This window comes from Roseomonas sp. GC11 (assembly GCF_024437745.1).
In the GTDB taxonomy this organism is placed as follows: Bacteria; Pseudomonadota; Alphaproteobacteria; order Acetobacterales; family Acetobacteraceae; genus Pseudoroseomonas.
The window spans coordinates 1-13,720 of the sequence record NZ_JANFNY010000100.1 but is presented as its reverse complement, the minus strand read 5'-3'; the positions used below and the strand labels follow the sequence as shown (position 1 = coordinate 13,720).

Sequence of the window (13,720 nt, the reverse complement as noted above, 5' to 3'; positions counted from 1 at the left end):
GCTGCAGGTGGCGCGCGCCGCCGGCGCCCGCGTCGCCGCCACCGCCGGCAGCCCGGCCAAGCGCGCCTTCCTGCGCGCCGCCGGGGCCGAGCTGGTGCTGGACAGCCGCGACCCCGGCTTCGCCGACCAGCTCCGCGCCGCCTGGCCGGAGGGGGTGGATGTCGTCCTGAACTCCCTCGCCGGGGAGGGGATGGAGCGCAGCCTGGGGCTGGTGAAGCCCTTCGGCCGCTTCATCGAGCTGGGCAAGCGCGACTTCTTCGAGAATCGCCGCGTCGGGCTGCGGCCCTACCGCCACAACCTCACCTATTATGGTGTCGATGTGGACCAGCTGCCCAAGGCCCGCCCGGCCCTGGCGCAGCAGCTCCTGGCCGGCATCGCCGCCCGGCTGGAGCGCGGCGCGCTGCACCCCCTGCCCTTCGCCCGCTGCCCGGCGGAGGAGGTGGAGAACGCCTTCCGCACCCTCCAGGCCAGCACCCATATCGGCAAGCTGGTGCTCATCCCCCCCGCCGTGGAGCCGGGGCGCGATGGCGCCTGGGTGCCGCCCGCCGGCACCATCCTGGTGGTGGGTGGCACGCAGGGCTTCGGCTTCGAATGCGCCAAGTGGCTCGCCGCGCGGGGGGCCACCCATCTCGCCCTGCTCTCCCGCCGCGGCGGCACCGCGCCGGGGGCGGAGGCGGCGCTGCGGACGCTCGCCGCCCTCGGCGCCCGCGCCAGCCTGCACGCCGCCGATGCCGCCGACGCGGCGGCGCTGGCGGCGGCGCTGGAAGCCATCCGCGCCGAAGGCCCGCCGCTGGTGGGGGTGGTCCATGCCGCCGCCGCCTTTGACGACGCCGCCGCGACGGCCCTCGACGCCCGCCGCTTCGCCGCCGTGCTGGCGCCCAAGCTGGACGCCGCCGAGGCGCTGGACCGCCTGACCCGGCGCGACCCCATCGCGCTGTTCCTGATGTTCTCCTCCGCCACCACGGCGCTGGGCAATCCGGGCCAGGCGAATTACGTGGCCGCCAACATGGCGCTGGAGGCCATCGCCCGCCGCCGCCACGCGGAGGGGCTGCCGGCCCTGGCCGTCGGCTGGGGGCCGATCGCCGATGCCGGAATCCTGGCCGGCAACGCCGCCACCGCCGAGACCCTGGCCCGCCGCCTCGGCGTCGAGGCCATGGCGGCGGCCGAGGCGCTCTCCGCCCTGCCCGCCCTGCTGGAGAGCGGCGCGCCGGTGCTCGGCCTCGCCCGCATCGGCTGGCGGGAGGCGCGGGTGGCGCTGCCCATCCTGGAGGAGCCGCTCTTCTCCGCCGTGCGCGGCCAGGGCGCGGCGGTGGAGGGGGGGGACCTGCGCGCCCATCTCCTCGCCCTGCCGCCGGAGGAGCAGCGCGCCCTGCTGCGCCAGACGGTGCAGGAGGAGATCGCCCGCATCCTCCGCCTGCCGCCCGAGGCGGTGCCGGCGGATGCGCCGGTGGCCGGGCTCGGCCTCGACAGCCTGGGCGGGCTGGAACTGCGCGGCGCGCTGGAGCAGCGCCTCGGCATGGCCGTGCCGCTGGCCTCGGTGACGGAGGACCTCACCATCGAGCTGCTGGCCCGCCGCCTCGCCGATGGCCTCGCCGGGCAGCGGCCGGAGGAGGCCATCGCCCAGCTCGTCGAGCAGTTCGAGCCGAGCGGGGACGGGAGCTCCGCCCGGGCCGGCACGCCCGAGGGCGCCGCGCCCACCGCGACCTCCCCCCAGGCGGCGGCCTGAGGAGCGGGCTGGCCAAGGGGAGCTGGGCAGGGGGAGCTGGCCAAGGGGGGGCCGCCGCTGGCGTGAGGGGGGAGAGGCAGGCCCCCGGCAGGCCACGCCACGGCATCACGGCTTCTTGCCGCAAATGGGGAGTGCCGCCCACCCCCACCCCTCTGCTAGTCTTGCAACAGCAAGAAACACGGGGGGACCGGGGCAGGACGACGCCGCCCCGGTCTTTTGCCATCATGCGGAAGGTCATGGCTGCGGATGAGTGGTGGACTATCAGCCACGGCGAGGCTCGCCCTGCTGGCGCGCCTGTCCAAGCGGCGCGGCGGCGAGGCCCCGCGCCCGGAGGCCGGCAGCGCGCGCGATTTCACCACCCTGCCCGGCATGCGCGACTACGCCCTGCTCAAGGCCGCGATGGAGTCGCTGGCCGTCGAAAGCCCGCTCTTCCGCGCCCATGACGGGCTGGCCGGCGCCCATAGCCGGATCGGCGGGCGGGAGGTCGTCAACTTCGCCAGCTACAACTACCTCGACCTCAATGGCGACCCGCGCGTCCAGGCCGCGGCCCGGGACGCCATCGGCCGCTACGGCGTCTCCCCCTCCGGCTCGCGCATCACCTCGGGGGAGCGCGACCTGCATCTGGCGCTGGAGCGCGCGCTGGCGGCGCTGCACGGGGCGGAGGCGGCGCTCACCTTCGTCTCCGGCCACGCCACCAACGTCACCACCATCGGCCACCTGATGGGCCCGCGCGACATCGTCGTGCACGACGCCGCCATCCACAATTCCTGCACCGAGGGCATCCGCCTCTCCGGCGCGCGGCGCATCCCCTTCGCCCATAACGACCTCGGCGCGGCGGCGCGCGAGATGGCGGCGGCGCGGCGCGGCGCCCAGCGCGCCCTGCTGCTGGTCGAGGGGCATTACAGCATGGATGGCGATGTCCCCGACCTCGCCCGCTGCATCGCCCTCGCCCGCGAGCAGGATGCCTGGCTGATGGTGGACGAGGCGCATGGCGTGGGCGCCATCGGCCCCACCGGGCGCGGCGTGGCCGAGGCCCAGGGCGTGGACCCCGCCGGGGTGGATCTCTGGATGGGCACCCTGTCCAAGACCCTCTCCGCCTGCGGCGGCTATATCGCGGCGCGGGCGGATGTGATCGACTGGCTGCGCCACACCGTGCCGGGCTCCGTCTACTCCGTCGGGCTGGCGCCGCCGCTGGCGGCCGCCGCGCTGGAGGCCCTGCGCATCATGCTGGCCGAGCCGGAGCGCGTGGCGCGCCTCCAGGCCAATGGCGCCGGGCTGCGCGAGCGGCTGCGCGCCCGTGGCTTCGACACCGGGCCCAGCATCGGCTCGGCCATCGTGCCGGTCATCCTCGGCTCCTCCCTGCGCACGGCCAAGGTGGCGGGGGCCCTGCTGGCGCGTGGCGTGGCGGTGCAGACCGTCACCTTCCCCGCCGTGCCGGAACAATCTGCCCGGCTGCGCTTCTTCCTCTCCGCCGCCCATAGCGAGGCCGACCTGGACCACGCCGCCACGGCCCTGGCCGAGGCCGCCGCCAGCATCGGCCGCGTGGAACATCTGCCCGGCGACCATCTGACCGGCGACCATCTGACCGGCGACCATCTGACCGGCGAACATCAGAACGGCCTGGGCTGAAGGCCCGCCCATGCGCATCGCCCTGCTGACCCTGGAAAGCGCGCTGAGCGCCGGGCCCGTGCTCGGCCTCGCCCGCGCCCTGGCGGAGGGGGCGGGCGGCGCGCGGCTGGTGTTGGTCGGCCGCTCCCGCCCCTACCGCGCGGCGATGGGCGGCATGGCCGGGCAGATGCGCGCCCACTGGCAGCGCTCCGGGCCGCGCTTCCTGCCCTTCCTCGTGGTCAATTACGGGCTGCCGCAGATGCTGGGCGACCTGCGCCGGGCGCTGGGCGGCGGGCCGCTCACCCGCCTCGCCCGCCGCCATGCCATCCCGCTGCTGCCGGTCGAGGATGTGAACGGGCCGGACATGGCCGCCGCCCTGCGCGCGGCACGGCCGGACCTCATCCTCTCCTTCCATTTCGACCAGATCCTGCGCGCCGAGACCCTCGCCCTGGCGCCGCTCGGCGGGATCAATCTCCACCCCTCGCTGCTGCCCCGGCACCGCGGGCCGGTGCCCACCTTCTGGGCCATGCGGGAAGCACCGCCAGCCTTCGGCGTCACGCTCCACCGCATGGTCCCGCGCATCGATGCCGGGGCCATTCTGGCGCAACGCGCGATGGTCCTGCCCGCCGGCACAACCGCCGCGAGCGCCGCCCGCGCCCTCCACGCGGAAGGAGCGCGGATGGCGCTGGATCTTCTGGCGATGCTGGCCAAGGGTCAGGAATTGCAGGGAATCCAGCCCGATGACGCGCCCTATTGCCCCTTTCCTTCCGGCGGTGCATTGCGGGAGGCGGCGCGCCACGGGCACCGGCTGACAGGCTGGCGGGACCTGGGGGCGGCGCTGGCCGCACCGGCCGGATAGGGGGACCGGTGCCAAAGCCCCACCACCCCCACGCCCACGCCCAAGCCCACCGGGCCTGAAAGAAGCCGCCCCGCCCTGATGAGCAGCCCCGCCGCCCAGGCCCCGCGATGCTTCCTCTTCCTGCAAGGGCCAATCACGCCGTTCTTCGATGAGGTGGGCGCGGGGCTGCGGGCGCTCGGGCATGGCGTGCACCGCATCAACCTGAACCTGGGGGACAAGCTCTTCTGGCGCGGCCCCGGCGCGGTGGATTTCCGCGGCACCCCGGCCGAATGGCCGGCCTTCGTGCAGGATTTCATGGACCGCCACGGCATCACCGACCTGGTGCTGCTCGGCGAGCAGCGCGACTACCACAAGGCCGCCGTCGCCGCCGCCCAGGCGCGCGGCATCACCGTCGCCGCCACGGATTTCGGCTATATCCGCCCGGACTGGATCGTCCTGGAGCGCGACGGCATGAACGCCGCCAGCCGCTTCACCCGCGACCCCCGCGCCATCATCAGCACCGGCGCCGCCCTGCCGCCGCCCGACCTCACCGTCCGCCACCGCGACAACTTCACGCGCCAGGCGCTCTGGGACATGGCCTACCACCTGGCCAGCCTGCTGCCCTGGCCCTTCCCGCACTACCGCAGCCACCTGCTGCAGAACCCGGTGCGCTACTACGCCGGCATCGGCCTGCGCCTGCTCTGGCGCAAGGCCGATAACCGCCGCGCCGACGCCATCCTCCGCCGGCTCTCCGGCACCGGGCCGCTTTTCCTGATGGCCATGCAGATGGAGTCGGATTTCTCCATCCGCGCCTATTCGCGCTACCCCGACCTCGACACCGCCCTGCGCGAGGTGGCCGACAGCTTCGCCGCCCATGCCCCCGCCAATGCGCATCTGCTGGTGAAGGTGCACCCGCTGGATCCGGGGCTGAAGAACTGGCGCCGCCGCATCCACGCCATCGCCCAGGAAGCCGGCGCGCCGGAGCGCATCCACTACATGGGCGGCGGCAATCTCGGCGCCATCGTCGAGCAGGTGCAGGGCACCATCACCGTCAACAGCACCGTCGGGCTGCGCTCGATCATCGACCACACCCCGACCTTCGCCCTGGGTGAGGCCATCTACCGGATCCCGGGCCTCGTCTTCTCCGGGCCGCTGGACCGCTTCTGGACGGAGGCGGCACCGCCCGACCAGGCCCTGCGCGAAGGCTTCCTGCGCTGCATCGCGCATTGCCTGCATATCCGCGGGGTCTATTACAACCGGCCGGGGCTCGATATCGCCGTACGCGGCGCGGTGGCGCGGCTGCACCAGGGCGCGCTCAACAGGCCGCTGGAGGAGCTGATGTTTCCGGAAGACCCGCAGATGCCGGGGACGGCGGCGCCGAAGCCGTGGGAGTGAAGTAAAAAGGCGCGGGGGCGCTGCCCCCGCCCCCCCGCCGGGGAGGCAGGGCCTCCCCGGACCCCGCCTTCAGGGACAGACCACGGCGTCAGGCGAGGGATTTCGAGACCTTCTCATAGGTGCCTTTGCTGAGGCCGGGGCGGGCGAGGATGCGCGCGAGTTCCTCCCGCATCAGGGCGCCCCGCGCCGCGTCCTGGCGCTTCCAGTCCCCGAGCGGCGAGACCATGCGCGCGGCGACCTGGGTGTTCACCGCATCCAGCGCCAGCACCATGCCGGAGAGGAAGCGGTAGCCGCCGCCCGAGGCATCGTGGAAGGCGGCCGGGTTGCCCACCGCGAAAGCCCCCACCAGCGCCCGCACCCGGTTGGGGTTGCGCAGGTCGAAATCAGGATGCGCGGCCAGGGCCTCGACCTCCGCCAGCACACCGGGGCGCTCCGCCATGGCCTGGAGGGAGAACCACTTGTCGAGCACCAGCGGCTCGCCCCGCCAGCGGGCATGGAAACGGGCCAGGGCCTCCTCCCGCGCCGGGCCGTCCAGCTCGGCCAGGACGCGCAGCGCCGCCAGGCTGTCGGTCATGTTGCCGGCCGCGTCGAACTGCGCCCGGGCGCGGCGCGTGCCCTCCGCCGCATCCCCCGCCGCCAGATAGGCCAGCGCGGCATTGCGCAGCGCCCGCCGGCCGATCGCGGCGCCATCGATGCGGTAGGGGCCGGAATCGGCCAGGGCATCGTGCAGCGCGGCGAAGCGGGCGGCGAAGCGCGCCCCCAGCGCCGCGCGCAGGAAGCGCCGCACGGCGCGGATCGCCCCCGGCTCCGCCACCGCCATCTGGTCAGCCACGAAATCCTCCGCCGGCAGCGGCAGCGCCTCGGCGGCGAAGGCCGGGTCCTCCAGCGCATGATCCAGCGCGGCGGCGGTGATGGCGGCCACCCCCTCCGGCAGGTGCAGCGGCTGCCCCGCGCGGAAGGCCTCCACCAGCCGCAGCATCTCCGCCACCCGGTATTGCTGCGCCGAATCCCAGCGGACGAAGGGGTCCGTGTCATGCGCCGCCAGGAAACCCAGCTGCTCCAGCGACAGGCCGGAAAGCCTCACCGGCGCCGAGAAGCCGCGCAGCAGCGAGGGCACCGGCCGCGCCGGCACATCCTCGAAGACGAAATCCTGCCGCGCCTCCTCCAGCAGCAGCAGGCCGGCGCCCGGCAGTTCCGTGCCATGCAGTTCCGTGCCATGCAGTTCCGTGCCATCCGGGGCCAGCAGGCCGAAGGCGACGGGAATGGGCACCGGCAGCTTCTCCGGCTGGCCCGGCGTCGGCGGCGTGGATTGCGACAGGGTCAGGGTGTAGCGCCGCGCCGCGGCGTCATACCGCTCAGCCACCGCGAGCTCCGGCGTGCCGGCCTGGGCATACCAGCGGGAGAAGCGGGCGAGGTCGGTGCCCGAGGCATCCTGCATCGCCGCCACGAAGTCCTCGATGGTGACGGCCTGGTTGTCGTGCCGGGCGATGTAGAGATCCATGCCGCGCCGGAAGGCCGCCGGCCCGATCAGGCGGCGGATCATCCGCACCAGCTCCGCCCCCTTCTGGTAGACGGTGGCGGTGTAGAAGTTGTTGATCTCCACATAGGAATCCGGCCGCACCGGATGCGCCAGCGGCCCCGCATCCTCGGGGAACTGGCCGGCGCGCAGGCGGCGCACATTGGCCAGCCGCTTCACCGCCGCGCTGCCCATATCCTCGGAGAAATGCTGGTCGCGGAAGACCGTCAGCCCCTCCTTCAGGGACAGCTGGAACCAGTCGCGGCAGGTGACGCGGTTGCCCGTCCAGTTGTGGAAATACTCATGCGCCACCACGGTCTCGATGCCCTCGTAATCGGCATCGGTCGCCGTGTCGGGGCGGGCCAGGATGTATTTGGTGTTGAAGATGTTGAGGCCCTTGTTCTCCATCGCGCCCATGTTGAAGTCGGAGACGGCGGCGATGTTGAACACGTCCAGGTCGTATTCCAGGCCATAGGTCTCCTCGTCCCAGCGCATCGAGCGCTTGAGCGAGTCCATGGCGTGGCCGCAGGCCGTCTCATCCCCCTGGCGGACATAGATGGCCAGCTGCACCGCGCGGCCCGAGCGGGTGGTGAAGCGGTCGCGCAGCGCCACCAGATCCCCCGCCACGACGGCGAAGAGGTAGGAAGGCTTCGGGTGCGGGTCCACCCAGCGCGCCCAGTGGCGGCCCTCCGGCAAGTCCCCCGCCCCGTCCGGATTGCCGTTGGAGAGCAGCACCGGGCAGGTGGCGCGGTCCGCCTCCAGCGTGGTGGTGTAGCGCGCCATCACATCCGGCCGGTCGGGGAAATAGGTGATGCGGCGGAAGCCCTCCGCCTCGCACTGGGTGAAGTAGTTGCCGCCGGAGCGGTAGAGGCCGGACAGCTCGCTATTGGCGTCCGGGTTGATCTCCACCTCCGTCTCGAGGGTGAAGGCATCGGGCACGCCCGGGATGCACAACCCGCCACCGGGGCGGTGCAGCAGGCGCGACTCGGGCAGGGGGGCGCCATCCAGCCGGGCCGAGACCAGGCGCAGCGCCTCGCCATCCAGTTCCAGTTCGGCGCCGGGCGTGGCACGGCGCAGGGAGAGGCGCGCCCGCACCCGCGTCGCCACCGGGTGCAGGGAAAGGTGGAGGTCCACAGTCTCCACCCGGAAGGCCGGCGGGCGGTAATCCGCGCGGTGGATGGTGGGCGGGGGTGGAGGCACGGTGCTGGTCATCTTCGCCCTCGGCAGGGTCCGGTCGGATATCCACCAGAAGATGGAGGTTCTTTTTTGAAAAAAAGAACCAAAAAACTTTTTTCTGTTGGAGCGATCATCGCCGGGACGGGATGCGGCGGGAAGAGGGGAAATCTTCACGGAAAGAAATGTCTTTCTTTCGTGCTGATGACTTCGTGCTGCTTTTTGTGAGACAGCGCATATTCTGCTTCCCGCGATGCAATGCGCCATGCCACGCTATGGTTCTCCCGGCTTCGGAGAGGACGCGATGCGGTTGCAAGATTTTCGCGTGCTGACCTTCGACTGCTACGGCACGCTGATCGACTGGGAAACCGGTATCCATGATGCGCTCCAGCCCCTGCTGCGCAAAGGCGGGTTGAAGCTGCCACGGGAGGAGGTGCTGGAAGCCTTCGCCCGCCATGAATCCACCCAGCAGGCGGAAACACCGGGCCTGCTCTATTCCGACCTGCTCAGCGAGGTTTCGCGCAGCCTGGCCGAGGAATGGGGCATCGAGGCCGGGGACGCGCTGCATGATGCCTTTGGCGCCTCCGTGCCCTCCTGGCCGGCCTTCCCGGATTCGGCGGCGGCGCTCGGCTACCTGAAGGAGCATTACACGCTGGTGGTCCTCTCCAATGTGGACCATGCGAGCTTCGCCGGCAGCCGGGCACGGCTGGGGGTGGAGTTCGACGCCGTCTTCACCGCGCAGGACATTGGCAGCTACAAGCCCAGCCTGCGCAATTTCGAATACCTGCTGGAGCAGCTGGAGCGCATGGGCTACCGCCCCTCCGAACTGCTGCACACGGCGCAGAGTCTCTTCCACGACCATGCCCCGGCCAAGCGGCTGGGCCTCGCCACCGCCTGGATCGACCGCCGGCACGACCGGGATGGCTGGGGCGCCACCCCGCCCCCGCCCTCCGGTGCGGGCTATGATTTCCGCTTCCCCTCGCTGGGCGCCATGGCCGCCGCTCACCAGGCCGAAGCCCTGGCCTGAGAAAACGTTTCACGTGGATCACGCCAGCCGCCCGCGGCGGCTGGCCCTGGCGGAAAAAAGAAGGGGGTGCGGGGGAATTCATTCCACCGCCCTTTCCCCTATTCTCCCCCCATGCCTGTGACCGATACCTCCGCCCAACTCGCCCAGCGCCTGAAAACCGAGCGCGAGGCGCGTGGCTGGTCCCTGACCGAGCTGGCCGAGCGTTCCGGCGTCTCCAAGGCCATGATCAGCAAGATCGAGCGTGACGAGGTCAGCCCCACCGCCGCGCTGCTCGGCCGCCTTTCGGGTGCCTTTGGCCTGAGCCTGTCGCAACTGCTGGCGCGCGCCGAGCAGGGCACCGGCCTGCTGGCCCGGCTGGCGGAGCAGCCCAGCTGGCAGGACCCGGAAACCGGCTTCCTCCGCCGCGCCGTGACGCCCACCGCCGGCCCGCCGACGCCACTGGAACTCGTCTGGGGGGAATTGCCACCAGGGCAATCCGTGGCCTACCCCGCCGCGGCCTTCGCCTTCATCCAGGACCAGCAATTGCTGATGCTGGAGGGCGAGCTGCACTTCACCCAGGGCATCACCCGGCACGTGCTGCGGGCCGGTGATTGCCTGCGCTTCGGCCCGCCCGATGCCTGCCGGTATGAGAACCACGGCAGCACGGCATGCCGTTATCTCATTGTTTTATTGAAAAGATAATTTTTCAGGCTGCCACCCTCTCCCGTGCAGGCGGGACGCCAAACTGAAAAAGGTTTTTTGGTTCTTTTTTCCAAAAAAGAACTCTTCCTCCCTTGCCCCTCTCCTTTCCCAAGGTTCCACTTCACCCCAGGGAGTAAGGAGAGACGCCATGATCCATGTGATCGCGATCATCACCGCGCAGCCGGGGCAGCGGGAGGCGGTGCTGGCCGCCTGCCGGGAGAACCTGCCGGCGGTGCATGCGGAGGAAGGCTGCATCGAATATGGCCCGGCGGTGGATGCCGCGGGCAGCCCGGCGGCCTTCGGGCCGGATACGCTGGTGATCATCGAGAAATGGGCCAGCCCGGAGGCGCTGAAGGCCCATGCCGCGGCGCCCCATATGAAAGCCTATATGGAGCGCACGCGGGATCTGGTGGCCAGCCGGGCGGTGCATGTGCTGACCCCGGCCTGACAGCCGGCGCGGGTCAGGCGCTGCGCACCATCTCCAGGAAGCGGGTGGCATCCTGGCGCAGCGCCTGGGCATCGCCACTGACCTGCTTGGCGGAGGCCAGGACGCGGCTGGCGACCTGCCCCGTCTCGCCATTCAGCCCGACGATGCGGTTGACCGACTCGGCCACCTGACGGCTGCTGTCGGCGGCGGCCTGGACGCTGCTGGTGATGTCGCGCGTCGCATGGCTCTGCTGCTCGACGGCGGCGGAGATGGCGCCGGCCACCTCCTCCACCCGGCGGATGGTGGCGTTGACGCTGGCGATCACCTCGGCGGTCTGGGTGGCGGCGCTCTGCAATTCGGTGATCTGGCCGCGCACGCCCTCCGTTGCCTGGGCGGACTGGTTGGCCAGGGTCTTCACCTCGCTGGCCACCACGGCGAAGCCCTTGCCGGCCTCGCCGGCGCGCGCCGCCTCGATGGTGGCGTTCAGCGCCAGCAGGTTGGTCTGGCTGGCGATGCCGTCGATCAGCCCGATGACCTCGCTGATCTTCTGCGCCGCCTGCTGGAGGCCGGCCATGGTCTGCTCCGTGCGGCTGGCCTGGTTCACCGCATCCCGCGCGATGGTGGAGGCCAGGGAGACCTGCCGGCTGATCTCCTGGATGGAGTTGGCCAACTGGTCGCTGGCGCTGGCCACCACCTGGACATTGCCGCTGGTGCGCTGGCCGCCCTCGGCGGCGCGGCCGCTCTGGTCGGTGGCCTGCTGCGCCTGGTCGGCCATGGCGGCGGCGGCCAGTTCGAGCTCGCGCGCGGAATTGGCGATGCTCTGCATCACCCGGCCCAGATTCTGCTCGAAGCTGCTGGCGAGTTTCTGCATCTCGTCCCGGCGCTGGGCGGCGTTGCGCTGCCGCTCGGCCTCCTGCCCCGCGACCATCTGGGCGCGCTCCGACTGGGCGGCGCTGACGCCGGCCACGGCCCGCGCCAGGATGCCGACCTCATCGCCCCGCTCCGCCTCCGGCAGGGGGCCGGGGGAGCCGCCCCGGCCGGCCGTCTCCAGCGCGGCGGCGACGCGGCGCAGCGGCCGCGCCAGACTCAGCATGGTGCTCAGCCCGGCCAGCACACAGACCAGCAGCATCGCCCCCAGCACCACGAAGGTGATGGTGCGCATGCTGTCATACTGGTTCTGGCCCTCGACGGCGGCCTGGCGCGCCATCTGGAGGTTGAACTCCGAGGCATCATGATGCGCGGCGCGGACACGCTCATAGGCATCGAACATCTCGCGCAGGAAGTAATCCGAGGCCTCCGTGCGCTGCCCGGCGCGGACCAGCTGCTCCAGCCTCTGCCCCAGGCGGGCATAGCTTTCCCACAGATCCTGCAGCGTGGTGGTCATCGTCGTATCGCGGCCGGGGCGCACCAGGGGGCGGTAGCCGCGCCACCCATCCGCCACGATCTGCTGCAGGCGTGCGGTGCGCTGCGCGGCCAGGGCGATTTCCTCCGGGCTGTCGGAGGCCGCCCAACGGCCATGGACGGAACGGACCTGTTCCATCACCCGGCCCAGCTCGCCCAATTGCTGTGTTTTGGGGAGCCAGACATCCCGGGCTTCATCGGCGACGGCGCGGATCTGCGCCATGCCATGCAGGCCGAGCATGCCCTGCCCCAACCCGGCGAGACAGAGCACGACGAAGATGGCGATCATCTTGGTGGAGACGGACAAGCCGGACATGGGATCTACAGGCCCCTGACTACTTCAGGCTCGCAGAGTCCCCCCATTCCGCCGAAGAATCCGTTACTCCCGGAGCCTCCGCCTGCGCCTCAGCCGGCGCGCAGGGCCGCCGCCGGGTGCGGCGCACCCAGCAAAGGCCCGGCGCCGAACAGCTTCTCCCGGTAGGTGCCGGGGGCATAGGCGGTTTTATAGACGCCCTTCTCCTGCAGGCGCGGCACCACGAGCTCCACGAACTGCTCCAGCCCCTCCGGCATGACGGTGCGGGAGAGGTTGAAGCCATCCACATCCGCCGCCGCCGCCCAGCCGGCCAGGGCGTCCGCCACCTGCTCCGCGCTGCCGAGGATGGGCGGCTGGCGGCTGCCGAGGATGAACTGGTCGATCAGCCGGCGCTTGGTGAAGACCGGCCCGGCGGCCTGCTTCATCGCCGTGACGTTGGACTGGATGGCCTGGCCCGGCCCGGCCTCGATCGGCTCATCCATGCCGTATTTCGCGAAGTCGATGCCGAGGGAGGCGCTGGCATGGGCCAGAGCGCCCTCGACGCTGGCATGGCGGCGATACTCCTCCAGCAGGTCGCGCGCCTCGGCCTCGGTGCGGCCGGCGATGACGGTGGCGCCGGCGAAGACCTTCAGCGGGCGCGCCCCGGCGCGGGCGCGCAGATCGGCCACCAGGGCCGCCACCGGCTCCGGCCGGCCGCCATTGACGAAGACGCATTCGGCATGGGTGGCCGCGAAGCGCCGCCCGCGATCCGAGGCGCCGGCCTGGTAGAGCACCGGGGTGCGCTGCGGCGAGGGCTCGCAGAGATGGATGGCCTCCATCCGGTATTGCCGCCCCTCATGCCGGATGGGCCGCACCTTCGCCGGGTCGGCATAGAGGCTGGCGGCACGGTCGGCGCGCACGGCATCGGTGTCCCAGCTCGCTTCCCAGAGCTTGTAGACCACCTCCATATATTCGTCGGCGAGGTCGTAGCGGTCGTCATGGGCCATCTGGCGGTCGAAGCCCATGGCGCGGGCGGCGCTGTCCAGATAGCCGGTGACGATGTTCCAGCCGATGCGCCCGCCCGTCAGGTGGTCGAGCGTGGAGATCCGCCGGGCGAAGAGGAAGGGCTGCTCATAGGCCAGGTTGCAGGTGATGCCGAAGCCCAGATGGGTGGTGGCCGCCGCCATGGCCGGGACGACGAGGGCGGGGTCGAGCAGCGGCACCTGCACCGCGCCGCGCAGCGCCGCCTCCGGGCTGGCGCCGTAGACATCGTAGATCCCGAGCACATCGGCCAGGAAGAGCCCGTCGAACAGCCCGCGCTCCAGGGTGCGGGCGAGGTCCACCCAATAAGAGAGTGTGTGGTAGCGCGCGCTGGTGTCGCGGGGGTGGGTCCACATCCCCTGCTGGATGTGGCCGACACAGGCCATGTCAAAGGCGTTGAAATGCAGCAGGCGCGGCATGGGCTGGGCTCCCTAGATCGAGTCGCCATCCACTATGATAGAATTTTTTCCATTAAAGAAGCCATCTGATGGCGGGGGTCCGGGGGAGACCCTGTCTCCCCCGGCGGGGTGGGGGGGGGGGCCCCCCGCGTCACCGGGGCCCGCAGATTGGGGTCACCACCCGCTCACGGGTGGGG

Annotated in this window: 10 protein-coding genes; 7 read left to right on the top strand and 3 right to left on the bottom strand. The window is 71.5% G+C overall.

All coding sequences use genetic code 11. From position 1 onward, the window contains the following. The 4 genes from NON00_RS21690 to NON00_RS21675 form a co-directional block, all read left to right on the top strand. The coding region (locus NON00_RS21690; RefSeq protein WP_256024839.1) for an SDR family NAD(P)-dependent oxidoreductase at positions 1-1,726 on the top strand (1,726 nt) is incomplete at its 5' end. Between the two features lie 246 nt (positions 1,727-1,972). After that, entirely contained in the window at positions 1,973-3,355 is a 1,383-nt protein-coding gene (locus NON00_RS21685; protein ID WP_256024838.1) for an aminotransferase class I/II-fold pyridoxal phosphate-dependent enzyme, read from the top strand. A 10-nt stretch (positions 3,356-3,365) separates the two neighbouring features. Continuing rightward, complete coding sequence (locus NON00_RS21680; RefSeq protein WP_256024837.1) at positions 3,366-4,193, top strand: formyltransferase family protein; 828 nt, start codon at positions 3,366-3,368, stop codon at positions 4,191-4,193. A gap of 78 nt (positions 4,194-4,271) precedes the next feature. Continuing rightward, on the top strand, positions 4,272-5,567 hold the full coding sequence (locus tag NON00_RS21675; RefSeq protein ID WP_256024836.1) for a capsule biosynthesis protein: 1,296 nt from the start codon (positions 4,272-4,274) through the stop codon (positions 5,565-5,567). 88 nt (positions 5,568-5,655) lie between these two features. Here the strand turns inward: NON00_RS21675 and pepN are convergent, their stop codons facing one another. Further along, positions 5,656-8,295 carry an aminopeptidase N gene (pepN, locus tag NON00_RS21670; RefSeq protein ID WP_256024835.1) on the bottom strand — a complete coding sequence of 880 codons (2,640 nt, stop codon included), beginning with the start codon at positions 8,293-8,295 and terminating at the stop codon, positions 5,656-5,658. 265 nt (positions 8,296-8,560) lie between these two features. Between pepN and NON00_RS21665 the strand changes: the two genes are divergently transcribed. From NON00_RS21665 to NON00_RS21655, 3 genes are all read left to right on the top strand, one after another. Further along, positions 8,561-9,283 carry a haloacid dehalogenase type II gene (locus tag NON00_RS21665; protein ID WP_256024834.1) on the top strand — a complete coding sequence of 241 codons (723 nt, stop codon included), beginning with the start codon at positions 8,561-8,563 and terminating at the stop codon, positions 9,281-9,283. A 111-nt stretch (positions 9,284-9,394) separates the two neighbouring features. After that, positions 9,395-9,964: an XRE family transcriptional regulator gene (locus NON00_RS21660; RefSeq protein WP_256024833.1), complete on the top strand. Its 570-nt coding sequence runs from the start codon at positions 9,395-9,397 to the stop codon at positions 9,962-9,964. Positions 9,965-10,112: 148 nt separating this feature from the next. Next, positions 10,113-10,412, top strand: a complete 300-nt coding sequence (locus NON00_RS21655; protein ID WP_256024832.1) for a putative quinol monooxygenase — start codon at positions 10,113-10,115, stop codon at positions 10,410-10,412. 13 nt (positions 10,413-10,425) lie between these two features. On the opposite strand, the gene NON00_RS21650 is transcribed toward NON00_RS21655, so the two are convergent. Together NON00_RS21650 and NON00_RS21645 are read right to left on the bottom strand one after the other, a co-directional pair. Further along, positions 10,426-12,108: a methyl-accepting chemotaxis protein gene (locus tag NON00_RS21650; protein ID WP_256024831.1), complete on the bottom strand. Its 1,683-nt coding sequence runs from the start codon at positions 12,106-12,108 to the stop codon at positions 10,426-10,428. 89 nt (positions 12,109-12,197) lie between these two features. Beyond that, on the bottom strand, positions 12,198-13,544 hold the full coding sequence (locus NON00_RS21645) for an LLM class flavin-dependent oxidoreductase (RefSeq protein ID WP_256024830.1): 1,347 nt from the start codon (positions 13,542-13,544) through the stop codon (positions 12,198-12,200). Positions 13,545-13,720: the final 176 nt, after the last annotated feature.

Coding starts and splice junctions, on each gene's coding strand:
- pepN (WP_256024835.1), bottom strand. CDS start 8,295: ATGACCAGCACCGTGCCTCCACCCCCGCCCACCATCCACCGCGCGGAT.
- NON00_RS21645 (WP_256024830.1), bottom strand. CDS start 13,544: ATGCCGCGCCTGCTGCATTTCAACGCCTTTGACATGGCCTGTGTCGGC.
- NON00_RS21655 (WP_256024832.1), top strand. CDS start 10,113: ATGATCCATGTGATCGCGATCATCACCGCGCAGCCGGGGCAGCGGGAG.
- NON00_RS21665 (WP_256024834.1), top strand. CDS start 8,561: ATGCGGTTGCAAGATTTTCGCGTGCTGACCTTCGACTGCTACGGCACG.
- NON00_RS21660 (WP_256024833.1), top strand. CDS start 9,395: ATGCCTGTGACCGATACCTCCGCCCAACTCGCCCAGCGCCTGAAAACC.
- NON00_RS21675 (WP_256024836.1), top strand. CDS start 4,272: ATGAGCAGCCCCGCCGCCCAGGCCCCGCGATGCTTCCTCTTCCTGCAA.
- NON00_RS21650 (WP_256024831.1), bottom strand. CDS start 12,108: ATGTCCGGCTTGTCCGTCTCCACCAAGATGATCGCCATCTTCGTCGTG.
- NON00_RS21685 (WP_256024838.1), top strand. CDS start 1,973: ATGAGTGGTGGACTATCAGCCACGGCGAGGCTCGCCCTGCTGGCGCGC.
- NON00_RS21680 (WP_256024837.1), top strand. CDS start 3,366: ATGCGCATCGCCCTGCTGACCCTGGAAAGCGCGCTGAGCGCCGGGCCC.